Here is a 25,761-nt window from a genome sequence, read left to right as displayed (position 1 = left end):
TAACAATTCCGGGACGGTCCGTCCGAAGGTCGCGGCCCGTCCGACACCGCACCCCGAACGCGCGCAGCGCAGTCCGTCCACATTCGACCACCACGCCAAAGCGGCTCAGATGCGGGATAACTTGATCTGTCATTCCTGGCGTTTTCCGCTGCCAGGCAGCATTTAACGGGTCCATCCGGCTCCACACGACCTCAGATCGAAATTAACTTGTCCCTTGCGGGGCTACGCCCGCTGTGTCATGCTGCATCCGCAGCGCCAGCTGCGCCCTGCGTCACATTCCCCTCGGTGCGGCGCAGGGCCACCGCAGTGGGAGAAGCGACGGATGCCCGGAATCGTTAATAACATCGGCCGGCTGCTCAGCTATCGGATGAGCGTCGGTGAACTCATCGGCCTGGGCCTGATCCTCGGCACGCCCTACCTGATCGTCGGCTTGATCTGGTCCTTGACGCACACCGCTCACCTGCACGAGATGCAGGGCGTGGACCTGGTGGTGTCCTTCCTCGGGTCGATCGTGTCGTGGCCGGTGCTGCTGGTCGCAGACGTCTGCATGCAGTGACTCGATGACCGCATCGGATGCCCCGGGACGCCTGATCCGCCTCGCAGAGCAGCAATTGGTCGGCCGGCCCGGCCTGCGGGCCGTGATCGACTGGCTTCTGCACTACCTGAAAAGCCACCCGATCCAGTCGCTGGGCACCGGCGGAAGCCAGGTGGTGCTGGGCGTTCGCGCGATCCAGTACCTGTTCGTCGACCTGTTCCGCGGGCGCTTCGACGTCGGTGAATTCATCGACCAGACAGCTTTCGTGGCCGGCGCCGCCTTCCTGCCAACCGTGTTCGTCACCATCCCGGTAGGGGTGACACTCTCGATCCAGTTCAGTGTGCTGGCCGGACAGGTCGGTGCTTCATCACTTGCCGGCGCGGCCACCGGACTCGTCATCATCCGCCAAGCCGCACCATTGGTCGCCGCGATGCTGTTGGCCGTGGCCGTCGGCTCCGCGGTCTGTGCCGACCTCGGATCGCGGACCATGCGCGAAGAGATCCAGGCCATGGAGGTCATGGGGGTCTCGCCGGTGCGGCGCCTGGTGGTGCCCCGGCTGGCCGCGCTGATGACGGTCGGCGTACTGCTCACCGGCATCACGTTTTTCGTCGGCTACGTTGCCGGCTACATCTTCAACGTGTTCCTGCAGAACGGGACCGCCGGCTCGTTCATCGCCACCTTCTCGTCGTTCTCCGATGTCGGCGACATGTGGCTGGCTTTCGCCAAATCCATCGTCTTCGGGATGATCGTCGCGATCGTGAGCTGCCAGAAGGGCCTCGACAGCCACGGCGGGCCGGCCGGAGTCGCCAACTCGGTGAACGCCGCGGTGGTCGAGTCCATCCTGCTGCTGATGTTCGTCAACGTACTGATGAGCCAGCTCTATGTGATCCTGTTCCCGAGGCAGGCGCTGTAATGACGGCCATTCCCAGTGCTTTTGGGCTCCCCGGTCTCCGTGCGGTCGTCGCCTTCCTCGGCGGCGCCTTCCTGGCGGTGGCCCGCGCCGGGCACCTGGTGCACTTCTTCGGACGCACGCTCGCATCCATCCCGATCATGCTCCGGCACTACCGGCGCGAGATGCTGCGGCTGCTGTCCGACATCGCCTGGGGCAACGGCTCGATCGTGGTGGGCGGGGGCACCATCGCCGTTGCGCTGGCGCTGGGGGCGATCGCCGGCGCACTGGTCGCTGTCGAGGGCTACAACGTGCTGGACCTACTAGGCCTGGGGCCGGCCACCGGGCTGATCTCCTCATTCGCCACCACCCGTGAACTCGCCCCGATCATGGTGGGGATGGCGTTCATCGCCCAGGCCGGGTGCCGCTTCACCGCCCAGCTCGGTGCGATGCGCATCAACGAGGAGATCGACTCGCTGGAGGCGATGGCGATCAACCCCATCCCGTTCCTGGTCACCACCCGGGCGGTCGCTTCGGTCATCGCGGTCGTTCCGCTGTTCCTGGTGGCGCTGGGTATCGCCTACCTGTCCTGCCAGTTCTCGGTCATCTTGATCTCCGGCCAATCCAATGGGTCCTACCTGCACTACTTCTCGCTGTTCGTCAACGGCCGCGACGTGCTGTACGCGACGTTCAAGGCCACCGTGTTCGTGTTCGTGTCGTCGACCATCCAGAGCTATTACGGGTTCATCGCCTCGGGCGGCCCGGCCGGCGTCGGCGTCGCCGCCGGACGCGCGATGCGCACCAGTGTCACCGCGGTGGTCGTGGTGAACATGTTCATGACCATGGCACTGTGGGGCGTCGAGTCCGGCGCCAGGTTCGGGGGTTAGACGATGCCCAACTCGTTCGACACCGATCCGCGCGGACCCTCCAACCTCCGCGTGTTCGCGCTGGGCGTCGTGTTCGTCGTCGTCGCCGTCGCCACCGCGACGCTGATGGTCGCCAAATCCCAGGGCCGGCTGGACAACCTGGTCCGGATCGACGTGCGGCTGTCCAACATCGGCGACGGCCTGCCACCTCGCTCCGATGTGAAATACCACGAACTGCTGGTCGGTTCGGTCGCCGACATCACCCCGTCCACGCACGGGCTGCCCAACGAAGTCCACGTCGTGCTCAAACCCGAACACGCGGCCCAGATCCCGAACACCGTGACCGCCCGCGTCGTGCCGGCCAACCTGTTCGCCGTCTCGGCGATCCAGTTGGTGGACAACGGCGCCGCTCCCGACCATCTGCGCTCGGGCTCGGTGGTCTTCGAAGACGAGTCGCTGCCCACCGTGCTGTTCCAGAACGTGCTGAACAAGCTCCGACAGTTGATCAGCCCCCTGGGCCGCAAACCCGACGACACCACCGTCGGGGTGATCGCCGCCCTGGGCACCGCCACGCACGGGCGTGGCCAGGAGCTGACCGACGCCGGCCACAACCTCAACGAGATTCTGGCGCAACTGAACTCCGTCGTCGCCGCAGACGACACCGACCCGACCACCCTGTCGGCGCTGACCGCGGCGGCCGAAGGCCTGCAGCGGGTGTCCCCTGAACTGTTCGATGCGCTGGACCGCTCGATTCAGCCCATGGCCACCATCGCCGAAAAGGGACCGCAGCTGTCCAGCCTGCTGACGGGCGGAACCGACACCGCGACCACGCTGGCGAGCGCCCTGGAGAATCAGACCGAGCGGATGATCACCATCACCAGCCAGTTCTCCCCGGCCCTCGGGGTGATCGCAGATCACGCCGACGAGTTCCACGGCGTCTCAACAAAGCTGCAGACCCTGGCCAACCGGATCTACGACGTCATCTGGGATCCCAACGAGAATCTTCTCCAGGTCAAGGCGGCGATCGCGCTGACGCCCAGCCGCACCTATGTCCGCGCCGACTGCCCCCGCTACGGCGAGCTGGCCGGACCGAGCTGCGCCACCGCACCCGAGGTGCCCACCGCCCCGGACCTGTTTCCCGCGCTGGAGTCTCAGGGCGTCTCCCCCACCCCGGGCATGACCGAGAATCGCCCCAATGTCACTCCGCCGCGGCACTCGATGCCCGGCGACCCGCAGGGCCCGCCGGTCCCCGGGCCCCCGGGACCGCCGCCGCTGCCGGCCGAAGCCCCCACCGCCGAACCTGCGGGCGCGGTCATCGGCGGCAATGTCGGACTGGTCGGCAGCCCGCTGGAAAAGCAGCAGATCAGCCGGATCACCGGCAGTGCCGATACCCCCACGCTGCTGCTGCTGGCGCCGTTGCTGCGCGGCAGCACGGTGCACCTGTCCCCGGCAGCGAAAGAAGGTGGCCGATGAGAAGTCGCCGCAAATCGGTGATCGGCATGGCCGTCTTCACCACCTTCGCCTTGACCGTCACCTGGATGGTCTACAACACCTTGCGCCGCGACATCGCCGGACCCACCTACAGCTACTCGGCGATCTTCAGCGACGCCTCGGGGATGGTGCCCGGCGACGACGTACGCGTCGCCGGGGTGCGGGTCGGGCGGGTCGACCGGGTGAAACTGGCCGGCACCACCGCCAAAGTGGAGTTCCGTGTGCAACGCAGCCAACAGCTCTACCAGAACACGATCGCTTCGGTGACGTATCAGAGCATCATCGGGCAGCGCTATCTTGGGCTGGCCCAAGGGCCCGGCGACACCCACGACATCCTGCCCAATCATGGCCAGATACCGATCGAACGCACCAACCCGTCGCTGGACGTCTCCTACATGCTCAACGGGTTCGAGCCGCTGTTCGCCGAGCTGGACCCCGAACAGGTCGATAACATCAGCAACGCGACAGTTCTTGCCCTGCAAGGCAATAAGACATCGATGCTGATGTTGATCACCCAGGCCTCGCAGATGGCCGAGACCTTCGCCGGTCCCGACGAAGTCCTCAGCGCGCTCATCACCAACCTCGATCAGCTGATGACCGACTTGGCCGGCCAGAGCACCAACATGGAGAACATGATTCGCCAGTCGCGCGACACCATGGTCACGTTGGCGAACCACCGCCAACCGCTGGTCGACTCGGTCGGCTCGATCAACGCCACCATGGCACGGCTGTCGACCATCGTCGACAACATCGCGCCGGATCTCGAAGAGTTCATCGGGCGCCAGCCCGGGCTGCTCAACTACGGCGTCAACGACGGCCGCGAACGGTTCGCCTACATGGCGGCCAACCTGCCGTACGTCTTGCAGGGGCTGGCCCGGATCACCCAGAGCGGCACCTACAGCGACGTCTACGCCTGCGAACTGGACTTCGGCTTGTGGCGCGGCCTGTTCCACTGGTTCCGGGCGTTCGTCGGCGCCACCACCGCCAGCGAAGGCCTCGCCCACCAGCACTCGGCGGCGTGCCGATGAGCCCGATCCCCGCCGCCTTCAAACGCCCCCTCGAGTCCTTCAGCCGGCCCTGGCTGGGGGTGATCTCGATCATCATCATCGCCGCGGTGCTGATGGCCACCGTGGTCTACTCCGGGCTGGGCGTCGGAAAAACCCGCTACCAAGGCGAATTCGCCCAGGCCGCCCAAATCCGCTCCGGAGCCGTGGTGACCATCGCCGGCGTCAAGGTCGGCAGCGTTGAACGCGTCAAGCTCGCCGGCGATCACGTGGTGGTCGGATTCAACGTCGAGCGCGGCATCCCGCTGGGCGTCGACACCCGCGCCGCGATCAAGTTGACCACCATCTTGGGATCGCGCTACCTCGAACTGTCCCCGGCGGGCAGCGGGCAGCTCGAGAACCGCACGATCGCCTTGGCGCGCACCGCCGTTCCCTACGATCTGCAGCGGACCCTCGCCGGGGCCACCCGCACCCTGGGGCCGGTGGACGCCAACCGGTTCGTCGACTCGCTGAACCTGCTCAACGCCAACCTCGGCGGGGTCGCCGACGAACTGCCCCAGGCGCTGAACAACCTGCAGGCGATGGCTGACATCATCGCCGACCGCCGCGAGCAACTGGGCACGCTGCTGACCAACACCGAAACGCTCACCACCATGCTGCGGGGTCAGCGGGCCAACCTCGGCGCGCTGGTCATGCAGGGCCGCGACGTGCTGCGTGAGATCGCCACCCGCCGCGCTGCCGTGCAACGACTGTTCGCCAGCGCCACGCTGCTGGTCGAGCGCACCCACGGGATCCTGGGCGACGAGGCGGCCGTCAACCAGATGATCGCCGACTTCCATGAGTTCATGACGATGACCGCCGACCACGACGCGTTGCTGCGCAGCTTTCTGCAATCCACCCCGGTGGCGCTGCGCAACTTCGCCAACGCCACCGGCAGCGGCAACGCCGCCGATGTCTTCTTGCCGGCCGGCATCTTCGTCGACTCCTGGATGTGCGCGTTGAGCGGACGCGCCCGGCAGTTCAACCTGGTCGAGTACTTCAAGGACTGCGAATGAGCCGCAGCCTCAAGCTCTACCTGGTCGTCGGTGCGGCCGCGCTGGTCCTCGCCGTCACCGGCGCCGCGGTCGCACCGCAGCTGATTCCCGACCTGCCGCGGGTCGCCGTGCACAAGACCCGGGTAACCGCCCAATTCCAAGATGCCGTCGGCCTTTACACCGGCAACGGGGTGTCGGTGCTGGGCATGGACGTCGGCAAGGTCACCAGCATCACTCCCAAGGGCGGCTACGTCGAGGTCAAGCTCGCCATCGACGCGCGCGTCGACATTCCCGCCGACGTCGAAGCCGTCACCGTGTCCTCCTCGGTACTCACCGACCGTCACGTCGAGCTCACCCCGGCCTACACCGGCGGGCCCAAATTGCGCAACGGCGACGTGCTGGGTCTGGACCGCACCCGCACGCCGGTGGAGTTCGAACGGACCCTGGCGATGATGCACAAGCTGGGCAGCGCATTACGCGGCGACGAGCACAACCAGGGCCCGCTCGGCGAATTCGTGGCGCTTGGATCGAAGATCACCGTCGGGAACGGACCGGACATCAAAGCGACACTGGGCCGGCTCTCCGAAGCCCTGCAAGTCGGATCGGACAAGGGCGCGCACAGCAAGAAAACCATCCAGACGATCATCACAGGCGTCGCCGAACTCAGCGAGGCGGCATCCCGGAACGATGCTGCTCTGCGAGAATTCGGCTCCTATATTCACCAGCTCAGCGACATCCTGGCGGCGGAGAACCTCGGCGCCGGAAACACCGGAGCCAAGATCAACCGGCTGCTGGCCGAGACCTCGCGACTGCTGGAAGGCAACCAGGACCGGCTGCGCGACGCCTTCACCGGTGTCCGCACGGTCGCCACGACACTCACCGACAACGAACGTGACCTCCGCGAGATCCTCGACACCGGCCCGCTGTTCATCGACAACTTCTACAACGTCATCGATGACAAGGCGGGCAGTCTGCGGGTGCACCTGCTGCTGGGAAAGACCTTGCTCAACAGTCAGTTCGGCAAGGAGGTCTGCAACTTGATGGGCCTGCGGCAGCTCGCGTGCGCGACCGGGACGTTGCAGGATTACGGGCCGGATTTCGGGTTGGGCAGCATGCTCGACCTGATGCAGGACGGGATCGGTGGGCAGCCATGAGACGGCCGACGGGGTTCGTTCGCGGGGCTCGCGCGGCGGTCGCGGTCGCGACGGCCCTGCTGACGGTCGGCTGCGGCCTGGATCTGGAAAGCGTGGCCCTGCCCGCACCCGGCGGTGGTGGGCCCTACTACACCATCACCGCGGTCTTCTCCGACGCCCTGAACCTGCCGGAGAAGGCCAAGGTGCGGTTATATGGGGCGCAGATCGGTGAGGTCGAATCGATTCGGGCGCAGGACTTCAACGCCTACATCACCATGCGGATCAAATCCGCCGTGCCGCTGTATGCCGGCAGCACCGCCGAACTGCGCTCGGCCACCCCGCTCGGCGACATCTTCGTGCAGATCTGGCCCGACAAGAACCGGCCCGACGACGCGCCGCTGCTGCACACCGGCTCGGTGCTGCCGCTGGAATCAACCGCCAACGCCCCGACCATCGAGGAACTGATCAGCTCGATGGCGACGCTGGTCAACGGCGGCACGGTGCGCCACCTGGTGTCCATGCTCAACGGCGCGGGCAAGGCGGTCGGCGGGCGAGGCGAGAAGCTCGGCCTGCTGCTGGACCAGACCGCGACCCTGCTGTCCCGGATGAGCGCCCGCTCGCAGCAACTGGACCTGACCCTGCGCAGATCATCGGAACTGGCCGCGACCATGTCGGCGCGCCAGAACACCTTCGATGATTCCTTGACCCACCTGGCGCCGGCCCTCAACGTCATCTCCGACAACACCTCCGACTTGATCGACCTGGTCGATACCGGGGCGCGAATCACCCGTCAACTGTCCCGATTCCCGTCGCTGCAAGGCACCGATACCCGCAGTGTGAGCGCCGACCTCAACAAGCTGGCGCGGGTGTTCAACGAGATCGCCATCGACCCCGAACTGTCGCTGATGTCGTTCAACCGGTTCCTGGGCATCTTGATGAAGACCTTGAACGGCCCCGCCGCACACGTCAAAGGAGAGATCGACAAGATCACGCTGGTGCCCTGGCCCGACAAGAACTACCCCGGCGACCCCGAATTCCACTGGACCGACGGCACCGACTGGCATCTGATGATCGGCGACCTGCGCTATGAGTGGAACATGCTGCTGTCCCGGATCTACGGAGCGCAGCGATGAGACCCTTCCTCGACCTCCTCGACCTGCTCGCCCGGCTCGGTGTCTGGCTGGTGCAGGCCGGCTACCGGCGCCGTATTCTGTTGTCCGGCATCGGCTTGGCGCTGACCACGCTGGTGGCGGCGGCCTACGTGACGATCTTCGGCGTCGGGATCAACCCGGCGCAGAAGACGATCTCGGTGCGGGTGCTGCTCCCACAATCCGGCGGGCTGCTGGTCAACCAGGACGTCACCCTGCGCGGAATCCCGATCGGCCGGGTCACCGGCGTGCAGCTGACCTCGGCCGGAGCCGAGGCCGTCGTCGCGGTGCGCGCCGATCGGCCCATTCCCCGCGACACCCGGGTACGGGTATCCGGGCTGTCGGTGGCCGGTGAGCAATACCTCGATTTTCGTCCCGACCACGACGACGGTCCCTACCTCACCAACGGATCCCTGGTCGGCCAGGAGCAGACCAGTGTGCCGGTGTCGTTGCCCCAGATCATCGACGACAGCCGCGGCGCCCTGGGCCAGGTCGACGCCGAGAAGCTGACGGCTGTGTTCAGCGAACTTCGGGTCAGCCCGCAGGGCGGCAAGAAACTGTCGGCGCTGTTGGATGGCACGGTGCTGTTGGCCTCGACGCTCGATGGGGTCCTGCCAGAGACCGTCAGCATGCTCCGCAACACCCGGATCACGTTCACCACCTTCAGCGATGTCGCACCGGGGCTGAGCGGCACCAGCACTGACCTTCAGCAGATCCTCGGCGGCGTCAACAAGATGGACGGCGGTTTCCGCACGCTTGTCGATCTCGGCAGCACCGAACTCGGCCAGGTCGACAGGTTCATCGGCGACAACCGGGAGAACGTGTACGCACTGCTGGGCAACCTGACCACCCTGTCGCAGATCTTCTACCTGCGGGTGCCCGCCCTGCAGGACCTTTGGCGCCCCGATCACGGCTCCCTGGTGGATCGGCTGGCCGGCACCGTGCACGACGGCGGCATCTGGGTGATCGCCGACATCTACCCCCGGCACCGCTGCGACTACAACCTGCCGCGAAAGCCGCCGTCGGCGGTGAATTTCCCCGCCCCGTACCGCTACACCTACTGCCCCGACGACGACCCGTCGCTACTGGTTCGCGGTGCGCGCAATGCGCCACGCCCCCCGGGTGACGACACCGCCGGGCCGCCGGCGGGCCACGACCCGCTGGCGACCCTGGAACCGCCGCCGGTCTACCCGCCCTACACCTTGCCCACGCCTGATGGCGGCCCGCAGCTGCCCGCATGGATCCCCAATTGACGAGAAAGCCGAGCCACATGGGAAAAACCGCCGACCCGGACGTCTTCGACCAAATCGACGACCAGCTCGAGGCGGATGCGCCAGACGCGGAGACCGCCGAGAACGTACCCGTGGCGCCGGCCGTGCCGCTGGCCGGGCGCCGCCGGGTGGCGGCGGCCCTGGTGGCCACTCTGCTGATCGGTGCCCTGGCGTACTCGGGTTACGCCGGATGGCGCCTGCACCAAGTCGATGCGCGCACCGCCGCCGGGCAGGCCGCCCTGGCGGCCGCCAAGGACTACGCCCTCGTGTTGACGACCCTGGACACCGCCGACATCGACGGCAATTACGCCCGCGCGCTCGACGGTGCGACCGGCCAGTTCAAGGACGCCTACACCCTGGGGGCCAAGCAGTTACGTCAGATCCTGATCGATAACAACGCTTCCGGCAAAGGCATCGTCCTCGACGCGGCCCTCAAATCCGCGACCACCAACCGGGTGGAGGTGTTGCTGTTCGTGGACCAGTCCATCACCAACGCGGTCCGCTCCGAACCACGCCTCGACCGCAACCGCATCCAGATGACTATGGAACGCATCGACGGCCGGTGGTTGGCCAGCAGTGTGGATCTGATTTGAGCAGCGACGAGGGGCAACGTATGACGACGCGACTGCGGCGCATCGTGCGCCCGGCTGCCGTGCTCTGCGCGGTCGGGGTACTAAGCGGCACCGGATATCAGAGTTGGCTGCTCTACCAGCACCACCGGTCGGCTGTCGCCGGCCGGGAAGCGCTGGACGCCGCAGCGTCATACGCGGTGGCCCTCACGACCGCGAATCCGGCCACCGTCGACCGGCAGATCACCGAGCTGCTTGACCGCTCGACCGGCACCTTCCACGACCGCTATGCCAAGCAGAGCGCCGAGCTTCGCGCGATGCTGATCGCCAACCAGGTGACCACCAGCGGCACCGTCGTCGACTCGGCGGTGAAGTCTGCCGACGCCGCGACCGCGACCGTGTTGCTGTTCGTCGAGCAGACCTTCACCAGTGCGGCACTGAAATCCTCGGACCGGATCGCCAAGGCGCCACCCGACATCACCGCCATGACGATCACCCTGCGCAAAGAAGCCGGACGCTGGCTGGCCAGCGATGTGATGGCAGGACAACAACAACCATGAGTACCCGCAACGCGGTCTGCGTCCTAGCGGCTCTTCTCGCCGCCGTCAGCACAGCGCCGGCACCGCCCGCCGTCGGCTCCGCGCCGGGCTTCTGCGATGAGCTGCAGGCGCGCTGGGACGGGCAGCGCTGCACCACCCTGGTCGTGTCGTCGCGAAAGGCGGAGCGCTACATCGCCTTTGACCTACCCGAGCCATTGCTCGACCAACCAGTGTCCGGCCCGGTCGTGCGCGACTTCTACCAGCGGCTGATGACCGGTTGGCGCGATTCGGGCGCCGAAGCGATACGAGACAGCAGCGCGATCGCCTATTACGACAGCTTTGCCGGTCCCGGCGCCGTGCAGTCGCTCGTCGTCCATGAGTGCCTGGAGCCCTTCGGCATGCAGGCCAACAATGCCTATCGCACTTTCGTCTTCGATATGGCCGCCGGACGCCGCCTGGCCCTGGATGACCTGTTCAAGCCCGGTGTCGACCCGATGCGCGTCATCGCGGACGCGGCCGCCCCGGTGCTGCCGGCGGCGCTGGATGCGGCGGCTCCCCCGCACACCCCCAACACCTACCCCTTCACGGTGGCGGAATTCCAGCCCGGCCCGGCCGGAGCCGGCTACACCGGCGGCTATCGGGCCTTCGCGCTGTCACCCGAAGAGCTGATCCTGTACCTGCCCGATGCCCCGATGCTTCGCGAGAATCCGCAGCCGCCGGACCGGCTGGTGTGGTCCATGGACGGCGGCGCCGTGGTCGTCCGGGTGCCGCTCACCGCAATGTCGGCGTCACTGCGACCCGAATACGGTGGAACATGACCCTGCCCACATCGATCACCCGGATGAACCACGCACTGATAGGAGTACCCCGAAGATGATGCTTCTGGTGCGGCTCATCGACCTGGTCGTCAGCATGCTGCGAATCCTGGCCTCCCCCGAGGCCCGGCTGCTTCGCGCCGGGGTGCTGATGGTGCTGGTCTGCGGTGCGCTCGTCGGGGCGGCCGGTGTCATCTGGGCACTCACCCAGCTGCCGCAGTACTTCGCCAGTCCGTAGCCGCCGTTTGGAAAGGATCGCTGAAATGTCGACCTGTCACGAACAGGACCGTGAACAAGACCACGCCCGGCACCGGCAACTGACCACCGCCGAGACTCGCATTCACGTCGGCCAGCACACCCCGCGCTGGGATGATGAAAAGTTCGATCTCACGGAGGCACTGGACTTTTGGTCGGCGGCCGCAGCCGCCGCGAACGTCGCCATGCAGATGTGCCACCCCGGTGTCGGCTACGGGGTGGTGGAGAGCCGGGTCGAATCCGGTGCGCTGATGGAACATCCGTGGAAGCGACTGCTCACCACCGCCCAATACATGGCGCTCGCGGTGCTGGGCACCGACAGGGAACGCGACGCCTACCGGGAGGCGATCAACGTGGTACACCGGCAGGTCCGTTCCACCGCGGACAGCCCGGTCAAATACAACGCCTTCGATCGTGATCTGCAACTGTGGGTAGCGGCTTGTCTGTTCGTCTTCTACGAGGACACCTATCAATTGCTGCGCGGCAAGATGACCGAAGAGCAGGCGGAGTACTTCTACCAGCATGCCCGGCCGCTCGCCACCGGTCTGCAGGTCACGGCTGATCAGTGGCCGGCCAGCCGCGCCGAATTCGACACCTACTGGAATGCCACCTGCCAGACTCTCGAAATGAGCGATCCGATCCGCGAATACCTGATGCGATTGTTCAACCTCAAGATGATCAACCCGCTCCTCCGCGTGGTCTTCGCACCACTGCTGCGGTTCTTGTCGATCGGTTTTCTTCCCCCCATGTTCCGAGAGCTGCTCGACGTCGAATGGTCCGAGACCGAACAGCGTCAGTTCGAGAATCTGTTCCTGTTCGTGTCGTTCGTGAACCGTTTCATCCCCCGGTTCATCCGCACGTTCAACTACAGCGTGGTGATGGCGGTCCTGCGCTATCGCATCCGCCGAGGCAAGGCGCTGCTCTGATCATGTCGCCCGCCACCGTGGACCATTTGGACTCCGACAGCATGCTGTGGCATGTCCTGGCCGACCGGCGTTTCCTGTTCGTGCTGCCCAGGGCGGTATGTTTGCTGATGCTGCACCCGGGTATCGCCGCCGGCATCACCGAGCACGCGTTGATGCGCGACCGCATCTGGCTGCACAAGAAGCGCACCGTCACCCAGGCGGTCAACTACGTCTACACCGGTGTCGACATGAGCCCGCAGATGCGGTTCTCCCACGAGCACGTCAAGGGCCTCGACAGCTTCGGCCAGAAGTATCATGCGCTCAGCCCCGATACGTTCCATTTTCAGCATGCCGCTTACGTAGAGTCCCTGTTCGTCATGGTCAACACCTTCATTCGGCCCCTCGACGGGCCCGAACACGAGCAGCTCTATCAGGAATGCTGCGCCTGGTACCGCAGGTATGGCATTTCGAGCCGGTCGATGCCGCCGAGCTGGCCGGAGTTCCTCGATTACTTCGAGAACTACTGCGACACAAAACTGTTCGCCGGCCCGCACTTCGAACCGTACCGTGAGCAGATTTTCGCTCCCACCGACTGGTGGATGCGTGCGGTCCCGCACCCGGCCATCCGCGCTTTGCAGCATCCCCGGGCCCGAGAACTCACCGGAATCACCGTCACAGCCGCCGACCGGCGATCGCTGCGGCAGTTCGCCCGGCTGGCCCGCCTGTCCACCCTGGCACCCCGGCACCACTGGAATGCCCGAGCGCGCGCGGCACTTGGCGGGAGGCGAGATTCCCCGTGACTCAACACCTTTCTGAGGCGGCGCCCCCGGTCCGGCGACGCCCCAAGGACCGCAAGGAACAGATCGCCCGCGTCGCCGCCGAGGCCTTCAGCGCGCTCGGTTACCACTCGGTGCGGTTGGAAGCCATCGCCGGCGAGGTCGGCATCTCCGCTCCGGCCCTCTACCGGCACTACGCCAGCAAGTACGACCTGTTCCGCGACGCCGTGCTGGCGCTGAGCCAGCAACTGGTCACCGCTACCGATCTGGCTACCGATCCAGCGGCCGGATCTGACGACGAGCCGGTGCTCGATCGGCTGGTACAGGCCATTATCGATGTCGCACTGCGTAATCGGGAATCCGGTGGCCTCTACCGCTGGCAGTCGCGCTACCTCCGAGAAGCCGACGAGGCCCGCCTCGTCGATCAGTTGCGGCTGATCAACCGCCGCTTGCAGGAGCCGCTGGCCGAGCTGCGTCCCGCCTCGACCGTCTTGCAGCTCCGGATGCTGTCGGCCGGATTGCTCAGCGTCGCCGGCGGTATCGCCGACCATCGTGTGCGCGCCCCGGCCGAGGACATCAGGGACGTACTGACCGCGGCGTCGTCGGCATTGCTGAACGCGGAGTTGCCCACGCCGGACGATTTTTCGCCCGGGGCGCCCGCGTGGCGCATCTTCACCCCGGATGCCGGAACCTACGAAGCGCTGTTGCACGCCTCAATGATGTTGTTCCACCAACGCGGCTACGCAGAAACCAGCATGGCCCAGATCGCCAAGGCGGCCGGCGTGCGCGTCGCGGGCATTTACCGCTACTTCCCCGGCAAGGCCGACATCCTCAGCACCGCGCTACGGCGCTCCTCCGACCGGCTATCGGCGGAGTTGTCCCGGGTCAACAGCAACCGGCCGCAACCGCGAGAAGCGCTGACCCAACTGGTCGATGCCTTTGTCGCCACCTCGTTCGCCAACCCGGAGCTGGCCTCGGTCTACTACAGCGAACGGGTCAATCTCACGCCGGCCGACCAGAAGGTGCTGCGCAATGTGCAGCGGTCCACCATCGACTCCTGGGTCCGGTTGCTCATCGCGGTGCGCCCCGACCTCACCGCAACCGACGCTCGTTTCCTGGTACACGCTGCGATGGGCCTGGTCGTCGACGTCGGCCGCCTGGTGCACTACGACCGGCCCGAAACGGACGCGGCGGAATCACCGGCCACCAACCGCGCCTACCCCCAGGCGTGCGTGCGCGCGCTGATGCACGCCGTGCTCTTCGGTGCCTGAGGACGCTACTTGGTGCTGTTGAACTTCGCCATCGCGTCGTCGAGGCGCTGCAGCGCCGACCCGTAGCCCGCGAAGTCGCCGCGGCGCTGCGACTCGCGCACCGCGGTGATCGCCGCCTCGATCTCTTGCAGCGCGGCGACCTTCGCCGCCGACATCCCGGCGTTGCCCGCCGGCGGGGGCGGCACCGCCGCGGCGGGCGGAGCGCTCGCCGGCGGCGGCTGCTGCTGGGCCGCGGCGCCGCCGTCGGTGGGCGCGATGTCGGTCGCTGCCGCGCCGGCTCCTGGCCCGAACAGCCCGTTGAGGGCGTCAGAAACCGTTGGTCCGTAACCGATCTTGTCGTTGTACATCATCGCCACCCGGATCAACCGCGGGTACGACGACGAGGCGTCGCTGGAACCCGGCGAGGCATAGACCGGTTCGACGTAGAGCAGCCCGCCCTGAGCCACCGGCAGGGTCAGCAGGTTGCCCCACCGGATGCGGTTCTGGTTGTCGCGCCCGATCACCCCGAGGTCCTGGCTGACCGCGGTGTCGGTGGTGATCGCGTTATTGGCCAGCTTGGGGCCGTTGACCTGACCCGGGATGGTCAGCACGGTGATCTTGCCGTAGGTGTCCGGATCAGAGCTGGCGCTGATGTAGGCGGCCAGGTAGTCGCGCTTGAACCGGTTCATCGCGCTGGTCAGCTGGTAGGACGCCGAACCATCGCCCTTGACAAGGTTTTTCGCGACGATATAGAAGGGCGGCTGGAAGCTGCTGGCGGTCGGGTTGGGATCCAGCGGCACGTCCCAGAAGTCCGACGTGGAGAAGAACGTCACCGGGTCGTTGACGTGATACTTGGCCAGCAGCATCCGCTGCACCTTGAACAGGTCCTCGGGATAGCGCAGGTGCTCGGCAAGCTCGGGTGAGATCTCCGACTTGGGTTTGACCGTCCCGGGGAACACCTTCATCCAGGCCCGCAGCACCGGGTCCTGCTCGTCCTGGGCGTACAGGCTCACCGTTCCGTCGTAGGCGTCGACGGTGGCCTTCACCGAGTTGCGGATGTAGGACACCCGCCGGTCGGGCAGCAACCGGTTGAATTCCACCTCTTTGGAGTCCATGGTCGCCGACGACAACGAGGTCAGCTGCGAGTACGGGTAGTTGTCCAAAGTGGTGTAGCCGTCGATGATCCACACCAGGCGCTTGTTCACGATCGCCGGATACACCGTGGAATCGGTGGTCAACCACGGCGCCACCGCCTGCACCCGGCCGGCCGGGTCACGGTTGAACAAGATCTTGCTGTCCGAGCCGATCACCGACGAGAACAAGAAGTTGCGTTCGGCGAACTTCGCGGCGAACACGCTGCGGGCCAGCCAGTTTCCGATGTTGACGCCGCCCGCACCGGTGTAGGTGTAGTTCTTCGTCTCGACGTTCGTCTCGTAGTCGTATTCACGGTCCGGGCCGTTGCGTCCGACGATGGCGTAGTCGGCGACGGTGTCGGCGATCACCGGGCCGTAGTAGACACGCGGCTGGTCGAGGCGGGCCGGTCCCTGGGAGACCACACTGCCGTTGGCGCCGACCACGTTCGCCAGAAACTCCGGGTAACCGCCGTTCTGGTTGGGGTCGTTGGCGATTCCGCGCACGGTGTTGGCCGGCGAGGCGATGAACCCGTTGCCGTGGGTGTAGACGGTGTGCCGGTTGATCCAGTCGCGCTGGTTGTCGATCAGCCGATCGGGGTTGAGCTCGCGGGCGGCGACCACGTAGTCGCGCAGCTCGCCGTCGCTGTCGCGATAGCGGTCGATGGTGAGCTGGTCGGGGAAGAAGTAGAAGTTCTTGCCCTGCTGGAACTGGGTGAACGCGGGGCTGACGATGGTCGGGTCCAGCAGCCGGATGTTGGAGGTGGTGGCGACATCGGCGCCCACCTGTGCTGCCGTAGCGCGTGCGTCACCGCTGTAGTCGCGATAGGTGACCACGTCCTCGGTCAGCCCGTAGGCCTGCCTGGTCGCGGCGATCGAACGCGAGATGTACTCGCTCTCCTTCTGCGCCGCGTTGGGTTTGACGCTGAACTGCTCGATGATCAGCGGCCAGCCCGCTCCGACGACCACCGACGACAGCAGCAGCAGCACCAGGCCGATCGCCGGAATCTGCAAATCGCGCAGCACGATCGCCGAGAACACCGCCACCGCACAGATCAGCGCGATCGCCAGCAGGATCATCTTGGCGGGCAATACCGCGTTGATGTCGGTGTAGCCGGCCCCGGTGAACGGCTTGCCGGTGCGGGTGTGGCTGAGCAGCTCGTAGCGGTCCAGCCAGTAGGCGGCGGCCTTGAGCAGCACCAGGGTGCCGATCAGGCTGACCACCTGGATACGCGCCGGACGGCTCAGCGCGCCGGCACGGCCGGACAACCGGATGCCGCCGAAGATGTAGTGGGTGGTCAGGTTGGCCAGGGTGGCCAGGAAGAACGTCACCAGCAGCAGCCCGACCACCAGCCGGTAGAACGGCAGGTCGAAGGCGTAGAAGCCGAGGTCTTTGCCGAACTGCGGGTCGGCGATCCCGAAGTCACCGCCCCGCAGGAACAACTGGATGCGCACCCAATAGCTCTGAGCCACGATGCCGGCCAGCAGCCCGATGGCCACCGGTATCCCGAATCCGACCAGCCGCAGCCGTGACAACACCGCGGTGCGATAGCGCGCCACCGGATCGTTGGCGCCGCCCGAGGGCACGAACACCGGCCGGGCCCGGAAGGCCATCGCCAGCGCGGCGAACACGATGCCGCCGACGATCAGGCCCACCACCACGAAGGCGACCACCCGGGTCAGCAGCGTCGTGACGAAAACCGACCGATAGCCCAGCTCCCCGAACCACAACCAGTCGACGTAGCCGTCGATCAGCCGCGGCCCGACCAGCAGCAACAGGATCACGACGAGCGCGCTGCCGATCATGATCCGGCTGCGCGGGGTCAACTTCGGCATTCTCGCGGTGGGCCGCATACCCACGTGCCACGCTCCCTAGCTCGGTGGTCCTGACCGCCCCACTGTAGCCAACCCGGCCTCAGCAAGACGGTGGCTGACCTCCGCCGGTGAGCGTGCGCAACGCATCCACCGCCTGGGCAAGGCTGTCGACCTTGATCAGCTGCAGCCCGTTGTCGTCCGATCGGGCTTCGTAGCAGTTCTCGGCGGGGACCAGAAACACCGTCGCGCCGGCCTCCTTCGCCGCGATCATCTTGTGGCTGATGCCGCCGATCGAGTCGACCTCGCCGTTGGCCTTGATGACCCCGGTGCCCGCGACGAAGTTCTCACCGGCCAGCCCGCCGGTGCTGAGTTTGTCGATGACGGCCAGGGAGAACATCAGCCCGGCCGAAGGGCCGCCGATATTGGCGAGGTTGAACTCGACGGTGAACGGCGCCCACGGCGCGTCGAGCACCGACACGCCCAGAAATCCGTTGGGACGGTCCTTGTTCTCTCCCAGCGTAATTCGGGCAGTGCCGGGCGCGGCGTTCTTACGCCGGTAGTCGATGGCCACCGTCTCGCCGGGCTTGGTGCCGGCCAGCCGCGCGGTGAACTGTTCGACGGTGTACACGGGTTCGCCGTTGACGGCGTCCACGGCGTCACCGGGCTGCAGCGCGCCCGCCGACGGCCCGGGATCGTGGACGTCGGCAAGGGTGACCGCGCTCGGGTAGCGCAGGTAGCCCAGGGCGGCGTACTCGGCGCTCTGCTCGGACGCACGGAAATCGGCGTCGTTGTCCTCGTCGACTTCCTCCCGCGACTTTCCCGGCGGATAGACCAGGTCACGGGGCATGAGCTGCTCGCGTCCGGACAGCCACAGCGCCAGCGCCTCGCCGAGGGTCAGCCCGTCTCGCTGGGACACCGTGGTCATGTTGAGGTGCCCGGTCGTCGGATGCGTCGTGGTGCCCTGTATGTCGACCACCTGCTTGCCCTCGACCATCCCCAGGGTGTCGAACGTAGGGCCCGGCCCCAGCGACACGAAGGGCACGGTCACCGCCGCCAGCAGTACGCCGAACACGACCACCGGCAGCAGCGCCGCCAACAGCGTGAGAATCCGCCTGTTCACCCCGGGAATGGTAAACGGCCGGATGCCGGTGGGTACGGTTGTGTCTATGGCTGATCTGCCCTTCGGTTTCTCTTCCGGGGACGACCCCGACCGCGAGCGACCCGGGGGGCGCGAACCTGGTTCGGGTTCCGGGCCGAGCGATCCGTTCGGAATGGGTGCCGGTTTCAACATCTCCGACCTGGGCCAGATCTTCACGCAGCTCGGCCAGATGTTCAGCAGCGCCGGCACGGTGGGCGGCGGCCGGCCGGCCGGGCCGGTGAACTACGACCTGGCCCGACAGGTCGCGGCCCGCTCGATCGGTTCGGTCGCGCCGGTCACGGGGTCGACCGCCACCGCCATCGGCGACGCGGTGCACCTGGCCGAGACGTGGCTCAACGGGGTGACCTCGTTGCCGGCCGGCACCACCGGCTCGGCCGCGTGGACCCCGGTGGACTGGGTGGAGCACACCATGGCCACCTGGCAGCGACTGTGCGACCCGATGGCCGAGCAGGTGTCGTCGGTGTGGGCCTCGGCGCTGCCGGAGGAGGCCAAGAGCATGGCCGGCCCCCTGCTGTCGATGATGTCGCAGATGGGCGGGCTGGCGTTCGGATCGCAGCTGGGCCAGGCGCTGGGCCGGTTGTCCGGAGAGGTACTGACCTCGACCGACATCGGATTGCCGCTGGGGCCCAAAGGAATTGCCGCCCTGCTGCCCGGGGCGATCGAGGAACTGGCCGAGGGCCTGGAGCAGCCGCGCAGTGAGATCGTCACCTTCTTAGCGGCCCGCGAGGCGGCCCACCATCGGTTGTTCTCCCATGTCCCCTGGCTGGCCAACCAGCTGCTCAGCGCGGTGGAGGCCTACGCGCGCGGCATGCAGATCGACATCCGGGGTATCGAGGAGCTGGCCCAAGGCTTCGACCCGTCCGCGATGATGGCCGACCCGTCGGCGATGGAGGAGTTGCTCAATCAGGGGGTGTTCGAACCCAAGTCGACGCCGGAGCAGCTGGCCGCCCTGGAGCGACTGGAGACCCTGCTGGCGCTGATCGAGGGCTGGGTGCGCACGGTGGTGACAGCAGCGCTGGGTGACCGGATCCCCGGCACCGCCGCGCTGTCGGAGACGCTGCGTCGGCGCCGCGCCACCGGCGGTCCGGCCGAGCAGACCTTCGCCACCCTGGTCGGCCTGGAACTGCGCCCGCGCAAGCTCAGCGAAGCCGCGGTGCTGTGGGAGCGGCTGACCGCGGCCGTCGGAGTCGACGCCCGCGACCGGGTGTGGCAGCACCCGGACCTGTTGCCCGAAGCCGCCGACCTCGATGACCCGGCCGCGTTCATCGACCGGATGCTGGGCGGTGAGACCAGCGACATCGATGCGGCGATCGCCGAGTTCCAGCGCGGCAGCGAGGACCGCGACGACACCGGCGATAAGTGACTCGCCGGGTTCGCCCGAGATTTGTCCCTGGCTACGCCTAGAGTCAGTTCGGCTGACAGCAGAAGCTAAGGGAGTGGGATGGCCGACCCGATCGACAATCCGATCCTCAACGGCCCCTACGACCCGCCGACCAGGCATTTCGCCATCGGACCCAATGGACCGACCGGTGAGATCAATGGCGGCCGGCGGCCCAGTGAATCCTTCATTCCGATCGCAGCCGCCCGCAAGACCGCCCGCGGGGCCGGTGTGCAGGAGATGATCGATTTCGATCTCACCGGCGAACGCCGTAAACGCAACGACCTGATCAACGAGCTGCGCCGCGAGGTCGACCAGTGGCGCCGACGTGACTATGAGCGCGTCACGCCGATCAGCCGGAAACTGCTCCAGCACTGGTCGGACCCCGCCCGGGAGAACCGGGTGTTGTTCTGCCAGCGCGAGGCGGCCGAAACCGCAATCTTCCTGGGAGAGGTCTCCGGGCGGCACGGCTACACCGACTGGCGTCGCCGCGTCGACGACGAGAACGCCGCACATAATTCTGCGCTGCCCCGCCTAGCACTGAAGATGGCGACCGGCTCGGGCAAGACCGTGGTGATGGCGATGCTGATCGCCTGGCAGACCCTGAACAAGGTGCACAGCCCCCGGGACGCCCGGTTCGCCAAGCGGTTTCTGGTGATCACCCCCGGTATCACCATCCGCGACCGGCTGCGGGTGCTGTTCCCCGGCGATCCCGGCAACTACTACGCGGCGCGTGACCTCATCCCACCCGACCTCGGCGGGGCGCTGCACCAGGCGCAGATCATCATCACCAACTACCACTCGTTTCTGCTGCGCGACGCCAAGGAGATCAAGGGGGTCAGCAAAACCACCCGGCAGATCCTGCTGGCCGGTAAATCGACCGACCCGTTCAAAGAGACCCCGGAGGCGATGGTGACCCGGGTGCTGCGCGATTTCGGGGTGGCGGAGTCCAAGGGACGCCAGGAGATCGTCGTGCTCAACGACGAGGCCCACCACTGCTATCAGGACAAGCCGATCGAGGCTGTTGCCGGGCACGGCAAGCTCACCGCTGAACAGGCCGCCGCCAACGAAGACGCGCGGGTGTGGTTCAAGGGCATTCAGGCGATCAACCGGCGGATCGGCGTCAAGGCGATCTACGACCTGTCGGCAACACCGTTCTACCTGTCCGGTTCGGGCTACAACGAGGGTTACATCTTTCCGTGGACCGTCAGCGATTTCTCGTTGATGGACGCCATCGAGTCCGGGATCGTCAAGGTGCCGCAAACCCCGGTTGATGACGACGCCGCCGGAGAGCTGGTGACCTATCTGCGGCTGTGGGATCACATCGGCGACAAGTTGCCCAAACGTAAATCGAAAAACGATCTCGACTTAAAGAACTGGCCACCGCCAGAGGTGCTCGAAGGCGCGTTGCGCAGCCTGTACCGCAGCTACGAGCGGTCCTACAAGCATTGGCAGCAAAATCTGCAGCCGCTCGGCGAGACGCCCCCGGTCTACATCGTGGTCTGCCCCAACACGGTGGTGTCCAAGCTGGTCTACGACTGGATCGCCGGATGCCAGATCGAGGCGCCCACCGGCCAGACCGTGCTGCGTCCGGGGAACCTGGATCTATTCAGCAACGTGGTGAACGGCACGCTGGTCGAGCGGCCCCGCACCATCCTGGTCGATTCGGCCCAGTTGGAATCCGGTGAAGCGCTCAAGGCGGACTTCAAGGCTGCGGCCGCCGCCGAGATCGAGGCGTTCAAAACCCAGTACCGGTTGGCTCATCCCGGTGCCGACACCGACAAGATCACCGACGAAGATCTGCTGCGCGAGGTGATGAACACCGTCGGCAAGCCGGGTGCGCTCGGCGCCGGGGTGCGCTGCGTGGTCAGCGTCGCCATGCTCACCGAGGGCTGGGACGCCAACACCGTCACCCACATCCTCGGCATCCGCGCGTTCGGCAGCCAGCTGTTGTGCGAACAGGTGGTGGGCCGCGGGCTGCGCCGACGCTCGTACGCGGTCAACGACGACGGGATGTTCGAACCCGAGTACGCCCAGATCTACGGGATCCCGTTCGCGTTCATCCCTTCCGATCACGCCACCAAGGAATCACCACCGCGCCCGCCGGCCCTTGAGGTGCGCTCGCTGGGGGGCCGCGAACATCTGCGGATCCGGTTCCCGAAACTCGACGGCTACCGGATGGAGATCCCCGACGCGCAGCTGATCTTCTCCAGCGACGGCGCCGACGCGTTCGTGCTCAGCACCGGCACGGTACCGACCTGGACCGAATCGGCCGGCATCGTCGGGCGCAGCGAACGCAGCGACGACCGCGACCCGAAAACCTTCCGCACCCAGGAGGTGGCGTTTCACCTGGCCCGCAGGCTGCTGATGACCCACTACCAGCACGACGATGCCGACCTGCGGCCATGGCTGTTCCCCCAGCTGGTGAAGATCTGTTCCCAGTGGATCGACGAATGCGTCCGGGTCGAATCCGGGCGCAACATCGGCTATCTGGTGACCAGCGCCGAAAAGCAGGCCGAAGCCGTCGAAGCCATCGTCAACGCGATCGCCCGCCAAGACGACAACCGCCAGGCCCGGCTGCGGCCGATGCTGCGGCGCTTCGCCCCAGAAGGCTCCACGGAGCAAGTGAGCTTCCTGACCCACAAGCCGGCGATCGAGGCGACCAAATCCGAGGTGAGCCATGTGGTGCTCGACGGTGTGGGCACCAACACCTGGGAGCAGATCCTGGCGTTGGAATGTGAACTCAACTCCCGCGTCGCGGCGTTCGTGAAAAACGACCACCTGGGCTTCGCGATCCCGTATGTGCACAAGGGCCGCTCGCACGCCTACGTCCCGGATTTTCTGCTGCGGCTGGTACGCCCCGACGGTGAGGACTTCGACCGGGTGCTGATCGTAGAGGTCTCCGGCGGCCAGAAGAGCCCCGGACCTACGAAAGAGAAAGCCCGCACCGCCCGGGACAGCTGGTGTCCGGCGGTCAACAACCACGGCGGCTTCGGCCGCTGGGGCTACATTGAGATCACCCAAATGGCCAGCGTGCGTGAAGTATTGAACGAGGCGATTGACGGCCTGTACGCCGATGCGCCAATCATCGGCGACCCCGATCTGTTGGACTACAACGAGGTGCGACGTGGCGCGTAAGAAAGTCCAGACCGGCCCCACGCCGGTGGAGGCCATTCAGCACGGCGACAAGCGCGCCAACATCCCCACCGCCGACGCCCAGGAGTTCATCGACCCGGCCATCGAAGGCCAACCGCCGCTGCGTTACCCGCGTGACCCGAGCCTGGACCCGCAGCTGGTATGGCGCGGTAAGGACAAGCAGGATTCGGCAGATCTGCAGGTAGACGCACCGCCGATCTACATCCAGGAAAAGATCGACCCGCGGGTGCTGATCGAGAATCTGCGCCGCACCGCCGATCGTGAAGAAGACGAACCGGAGCTGTCACTGTTCGACTCCTTCGACGGACTGGACGAGCTGTCGCAGTTGGAGTTCTACCAGCACCCCGCCAACTGGTCGAACCGGATGATCCTCGGCGACTCGCTGCAGGTGATGGGATCACTCGCCGAGCGGGAGCTGTTACGCGGCAAGGTGCAGATGGTCTACCTCGACCCGCCCTATGGCATCAAGTTCGGCTCCAACTGGCAGGTGTCAGCCCGCAAACGCGACGTCAAAGACGGCAAGATGGAAGACGCGGCGCGGGAAGCCGAGCAGATCAAGGCCTTTCGTGACACCTGGGAGCTGGGCATCAGTTCGTATCTGTCCTACCTGCGGGACCGGCTGGTAGTGGCGCGGGATCTGCTGACCGAGAGCGGATCTTGTTTCGTGCAGATCGGCGACGAGAACGTGCATTTGGTGCGGTGTGTGCTGGATGAGGTGTTCGGGAGCGAGAATTTCATTAGCCTGATCACCTTCGCGACAACCGCCGGCGCAACGAGTGACTTCCTTGCTGGTACAACCGATTACATCGTTTGGTATGCGAAGGACCGAGATCAAGCGAAGTTTCGACAGGTATACCTTGAAAAGGCTGCCGGTGGCGCTGGGGCGTCGAAATACAACCAGACAGATGACTCCGGACGTCTGTATCGACTCGACAACCTCACAAGCCAAAGCCAAGGCCGTGCAAAGGGCGAAGGTGCCGCATCCTGGTTCCCCGTCGAGGTGGACGGACAGAAGTTTACGCCAACGATGCAGAGCCGATGGAAAACGAATCAGCACGGCATGAGAAGGCTCCAGCTCGCTGGGCGGGTCGCTCGGACTCGCAACACACTTGCGTATGTTCGATACCTCGATGACTTCCCAGCATTCGCAGTGAGCAACTCCTGGACCGACATCGGCGGTGTTCAAAGCCGTGCCGATCCCAAGATCTATGTCGTGCAAACCGCGACACGCACCATCGAACGCTGCATGCTCATGTGCACCGACCCCGGCGACCTGGTCCTCGACCCGACCTGCGGCAGCGGCACAACGGCTTTCGTCGCCGAGCAGTGGGGCCGGCGTTGGATCACGATGGACACCTCCCGGGTGGCCCTGGCACTGGCCCGCCAGCGGCTGATGGGCGCCAAGTTCCCCTACTACCTGATCGCCGACTCCGAAGCGGGCAAGACCAAGGAAGCCGCGGTCAGCGGAAAGCCCGCTCCCCCAGGCCCGGTCACCAACGATATCCGGCACGGCTTCGTCTACGAGCGCGTCCAGCACGTCACACTGAAGTCGATCGCCAACAACCCCGACATCAAAGAGGGCATGTCGCGGGCGGAGATCGACGCGGCCATCAAGCGGCACGCCGACTTCGAGCAGCTCTACGACAAGCCGTACGAGGACACCAAGAAGGTCCGGGTCACCGGCCCGTTCACCGTCGAAAGCCTCTCCCCGCACCGCTCGCTGGCGTTCGCCGGCACCGTCGAGGACGCCAACCGGGAGACGATCAGCGAATCGGTGGCCGCGCAGCAGGCCGACAACCCCACCTTCGAACAATCGATCCTGGACAACCTGGCCAAGGCCGGAATCCAAAACGGCAAGCGCAAGGAACGCATCGAGTTCGCCACCGTGGAGTCCTATGCCGGCGAGTTCATCCAGGCGGTCGGCGAACGCAACGACGCCGGCCGGGTCGGACTGGCGCTAGGACCGCAGTACGGGACGGTCAGCGCGTCGTTCATCAAAAGCGCTGCCAAGGAAGCGATCCGGGCCGGTGACATCGACCTGCTGTGCGTGTTGGGTTTCGCCTTCGACCCGCAGGCAACCGGTGTCACCGAAGATGACGGAGTGACCGTCGAGGCCAGCGACGACGGTTTCGCCAACGTGGCCGGGGAGCGCAAACTCGGCCGCATCCCGGTGCTGCTGGTTCGGATGAACGCCGACCTGCTGATCGGTGCCGAACTCAAGAAGACCGGCGCCGGCAACCTGTTCACCGTCTTCGGCGAACCCGACATCGAGCTGCGCGACACCGATGACGGCCAAGTGATCGTGGAGTTGCGTGGGGTCGACGTCTACGACCCCACCACCGGCGAGATCCGCAACAACGACACCGGCCAAATCGCGCTGTGGATGATCGACACCAACTACGACGAGGAATCGTTCTTCGTCCGGCACTGCTACTTCACCGGCGGCAACGACCCATACCGGCGGCTCAAGACCGCGCTGAAAGCCGACATCGATGTTGACGCTTGGGCCAGCCTGCACCGCACCGAATCCCGGCCGTTTGCCAAACCCGACACCGGCAAGATCGCGGTGAAGGTGATCAACGACTACGGCGATGAGGTGATGAAGGTCTTCGGGGTCTGAGCCCGTCCGCCTCGCCCAACACC

At 66.1% G+C, this 25,761-nt stretch carries 21 protein-coding genes; 19 read left to right on the top strand and 2 right to left on the bottom strand.

Annotated features, from left to right (window positions below; genetic code table 11):
• Positions 1-322 precede the first annotated feature (322 nt).
• The 16 genes from AC5Y31_RS00860 to AC5Y31_RS00785 are packed head-to-tail and all read left to right on the top strand — an operon-like array spanning position 323 to position 14,501.
• On the top strand, positions 323-556 hold the full coding sequence (locus AC5Y31_RS00860; RefSeq protein WP_499977430.1) for a hypothetical protein: 234 nt from the start codon (positions 323-325) through the stop codon (positions 554-556).
• A 4-nt stretch (positions 557-560) separates the two neighbouring features.
• Complete coding sequence (locus AC5Y31_RS00855; RefSeq protein WP_499977429.1) at positions 561-1,448, top strand: MlaE family ABC transporter permease; 888 nt, start codon at positions 561-563, stop codon at positions 1,446-1,448.
• Positions 1,448-2,311, top strand: a complete 864-nt coding sequence (locus AC5Y31_RS00850; RefSeq protein WP_499977428.1) for an ABC transporter permease — start codon at positions 1,448-1,450, stop codon at positions 2,309-2,311. The genes AC5Y31_RS00855 and AC5Y31_RS00850 overlap by 1 nt, the downstream gene beginning before the upstream one ends.
• Before the next feature lie 3 nt (positions 2,312-2,314).
• Positions 2,315-3,763 (top strand): MlaD family protein, encoded by a 1,449-nt coding sequence (locus AC5Y31_RS00845; RefSeq protein WP_499977427.1) that lies wholly within the window; start codon positions 2,315-2,317, stop codon positions 3,761-3,763.
• Complete coding sequence (locus AC5Y31_RS00840; RefSeq protein ID WP_499977426.1) at positions 3,760-4,809, top strand: MlaD family protein; 1,050 nt, start codon at positions 3,760-3,762, stop codon at positions 4,807-4,809. Before AC5Y31_RS00845 ends, AC5Y31_RS00840 begins: the two co-directional genes overlap by 4 nt.
• Positions 4,806-5,840, top strand: coding sequence for an MCE family protein (locus AC5Y31_RS00835; RefSeq protein ID WP_499977425.1), 1,035 nt, complete (start codon positions 4,806-4,808; stop codon positions 5,838-5,840). The genes AC5Y31_RS00840 and AC5Y31_RS00835 overlap by 4 nt, the downstream gene beginning before the upstream one ends.
• Positions 5,837-6,973 (top strand): MlaD family protein, encoded by a 1,137-nt coding sequence (locus AC5Y31_RS00830; RefSeq protein WP_499977424.1) that lies wholly within the window; start codon positions 5,837-5,839, stop codon positions 6,971-6,973. The genes AC5Y31_RS00835 and AC5Y31_RS00830 overlap by 4 nt, the downstream gene beginning before the upstream one ends.
• Positions 6,970-8,085 carry an MlaD family protein gene (locus AC5Y31_RS00825; RefSeq protein WP_499977423.1) on the top strand — a complete coding sequence of 372 codons (1,116 nt, stop codon included), beginning with the start codon at positions 6,970-6,972 and terminating at the stop codon, positions 8,083-8,085. Before AC5Y31_RS00830 ends, AC5Y31_RS00825 begins: the two co-directional genes overlap by 4 nt.
• Complete coding sequence (locus tag AC5Y31_RS00820; RefSeq protein WP_499977422.1) at positions 8,082-9,353, top strand: MlaD family protein; 1,272 nt, start codon at positions 8,082-8,084, stop codon at positions 9,351-9,353. Before AC5Y31_RS00825 ends, AC5Y31_RS00820 begins: the two co-directional genes overlap by 4 nt.
• A 17-nt stretch (positions 9,354-9,370) precedes the next feature.
• Positions 9,371-9,964: an Rv1363c family protein gene (locus AC5Y31_RS00815; protein WP_499977421.1), complete on the top strand. Its 594-nt coding sequence runs from the start codon at positions 9,371-9,373 to the stop codon at positions 9,962-9,964.
• A 20-nt stretch (positions 9,965-9,984) separates the two neighbouring features.
• Positions 9,985-10,500, top strand: a complete 516-nt coding sequence (locus tag AC5Y31_RS00810) for an Rv1363c family protein (protein ID WP_499977420.1) — start codon at positions 9,985-9,987, stop codon at positions 10,498-10,500.
• Positions 10,497-11,297, top strand: a complete 801-nt coding sequence (locus tag AC5Y31_RS00805) for a hypothetical protein (protein ID WP_499977419.1) — start codon at positions 10,497-10,499, stop codon at positions 11,295-11,297. The genes AC5Y31_RS00810 and AC5Y31_RS00805 overlap by 4 nt, the downstream gene beginning before the upstream one ends.
• Before the next feature lie 55 nt (positions 11,298-11,352).
• Positions 11,353-11,532 carry a hypothetical protein gene (locus tag AC5Y31_RS00800; protein ID WP_301634373.1) on the top strand — a complete coding sequence of 60 codons (180 nt, stop codon included), beginning with the start codon at positions 11,353-11,355 and terminating at the stop codon, positions 11,530-11,532.
• Between the two features lie 25 nt (positions 11,533-11,557).
• On the top strand, positions 11,558-12,475 hold the full coding sequence (locus AC5Y31_RS00795; protein ID WP_499978088.1) for an oxygenase MpaB family protein: 918 nt from the start codon (positions 11,558-11,560) through the stop codon (positions 12,473-12,475).
• Positions 12,476-12,477: 2 nt separating this feature from the next.
• Entirely contained in the window at positions 12,478-13,254 is a 777-nt protein-coding gene (locus AC5Y31_RS00790) for an oxygenase MpaB family protein (protein ID WP_499977418.1), read from the top strand.
• Positions 13,251-14,501, top strand: a complete 1,251-nt coding sequence (locus AC5Y31_RS00785) for a TetR/AcrR family transcriptional regulator (protein WP_499977417.1) — start codon at positions 13,251-13,253, stop codon at positions 14,499-14,501. Before AC5Y31_RS00790 ends, AC5Y31_RS00785 begins: the two co-directional genes overlap by 4 nt.
• 5 nt (positions 14,502-14,506) lie before the next feature.
• Here AC5Y31_RS00785 and AC5Y31_RS00780 read toward each other — a convergent pair whose 3' ends face one another.
• Both AC5Y31_RS00780 and AC5Y31_RS00775 read right to left on the bottom strand, forming a co-directional pair.
• Positions 14,507-17,470 (bottom strand): UPF0182 family protein, encoded by a 2,964-nt coding sequence (locus AC5Y31_RS00780; RefSeq protein WP_499977416.1) that lies wholly within the window; start codon positions 17,468-17,470, stop codon positions 14,507-14,509.
• A 55-nt stretch (positions 17,471-17,525) separates the two neighbouring features.
• Entirely contained in the window at positions 17,526-18,545 is a 1,020-nt protein-coding gene (locus AC5Y31_RS00775; RefSeq protein WP_499977415.1) for a YlbL family protein, read from the bottom strand.
• 46 nt (positions 18,546-18,591) lie between these two features.
• Between AC5Y31_RS00775 and AC5Y31_RS00770 the strand changes: the two genes are divergently transcribed.
• The 3 genes from AC5Y31_RS00770 (at position 18,592) to AC5Y31_RS00760 (ending at position 25,738) form a co-directional block, all read left to right on the top strand.
• Positions 18,592-19,947, top strand: a complete 1,356-nt coding sequence (locus AC5Y31_RS00770) for a zinc-dependent metalloprotease (protein WP_499977414.1) — start codon at positions 18,592-18,594, stop codon at positions 19,945-19,947.
• Between the two features lie 78 nt (positions 19,948-20,025).
• Positions 20,026-23,100, top strand: a complete 3,075-nt coding sequence (locus AC5Y31_RS00765) for a BPTD_3080 family restriction endonuclease (RefSeq protein ID WP_499977413.1) — start codon at positions 20,026-20,028, stop codon at positions 23,098-23,100.
• Positions 23,090-25,738, top strand: coding sequence for a site-specific DNA-methyltransferase (locus AC5Y31_RS00760; protein ID WP_499977412.1), 2,649 nt, complete (start codon positions 23,090-23,092; stop codon positions 25,736-25,738). Before AC5Y31_RS00765 ends, AC5Y31_RS00760 begins: the two co-directional genes overlap by 11 nt.
• Positions 25,739-25,761 lie beyond the last annotated feature (23 nt).

This window comes from Mycobacterium sp. NGS18, from assembly GCF_059813185.1.
The sequence above is the reverse complement of the archived record's forward strand: the minus strand, read 5'-3'. Positions and strand labels throughout refer to the sequence as shown.

Excerpts from the sequence above, each read along its gene's own strand:
- AC5Y31_RS00830 (WP_499977424.1), top strand. The coding sequence starts at position 5,837 with ATGAGCCGCAGCCTCAAGCTCTACCTGGTCGTCGGTGCGGCCGCGCTG.
- AC5Y31_RS00845 (WP_499977427.1), top strand. The coding sequence starts at position 2,315 with ATGCCCAACTCGTTCGACACCGATCCGCGCGGACCCTCCAACCTCCGC.
- AC5Y31_RS00850 (WP_499977428.1), top strand. The coding sequence starts at position 1,448 with ATGACGGCCATTCCCAGTGCTTTTGGGCTCCCCGGTCTCCGTGCGGTC.
- AC5Y31_RS00790 (WP_499977418.1), top strand. The coding sequence starts at position 12,478 with ATGTCGCCCGCCACCGTGGACCATTTGGACTCCGACAGCATGCTGTGG.
- AC5Y31_RS00835 (WP_499977425.1), top strand. The coding sequence starts at position 4,806 with ATGAGCCCGATCCCCGCCGCCTTCAAACGCCCCCTCGAGTCCTTCAGC.
- AC5Y31_RS00805 (WP_499977419.1), top strand. The coding sequence starts at position 10,497 with ATGAGTACCCGCAACGCGGTCTGCGTCCTAGCGGCTCTTCTCGCCGCC.
- AC5Y31_RS00800 (WP_301634373.1), top strand. The coding sequence starts at position 11,353 with ATGATGCTTCTGGTGCGGCTCATCGACCTGGTCGTCAGCATGCTGCGA.
- AC5Y31_RS00855 (WP_499977429.1), top strand. The coding sequence starts at position 561 with ATGACCGCATCGGATGCCCCGGGACGCCTGATCCGCCTCGCAGAGCAG.
- AC5Y31_RS00860 (WP_499977430.1), top strand. The coding sequence starts at position 323 with ATGCCCGGAATCGTTAATAACATCGGCCGGCTGCTCAGCTATCGGATG.
- AC5Y31_RS00765 (WP_499977413.1), top strand. The coding sequence starts at position 20,026 with ATGGCCGACCCGATCGACAATCCGATCCTCAACGGCCCCTACGACCCG.
- AC5Y31_RS00795 (WP_499978088.1), top strand. The coding sequence starts at position 11,558 with ATGTCGACCTGTCACGAACAGGACCGTGAACAAGACCACGCCCGGCAC.
- AC5Y31_RS00825 (WP_499977423.1), top strand. The coding sequence starts at position 6,970 with ATGAGACGGCCGACGGGGTTCGTTCGCGGGGCTCGCGCGGCGGTCGCG.
- AC5Y31_RS00815 (WP_499977421.1), top strand. The coding sequence starts at position 9,371 with ATGGGAAAAACCGCCGACCCGGACGTCTTCGACCAAATCGACGACCAG.
- AC5Y31_RS00770 (WP_499977414.1), top strand. The coding sequence starts at position 18,592 with ATGGCTGATCTGCCCTTCGGTTTCTCTTCCGGGGACGACCCCGACCGC.
- AC5Y31_RS00820 (WP_499977422.1), top strand. The coding sequence starts at position 8,082 with ATGAGACCCTTCCTCGACCTCCTCGACCTGCTCGCCCGGCTCGGTGTC.
- AC5Y31_RS00840 (WP_499977426.1), top strand. The coding sequence starts at position 3,760 with ATGAGAAGTCGCCGCAAATCGGTGATCGGCATGGCCGTCTTCACCACC.
- AC5Y31_RS00810 (WP_499977420.1), top strand. The coding sequence starts at position 9,985 with ATGACGACGCGACTGCGGCGCATCGTGCGCCCGGCTGCCGTGCTCTGC.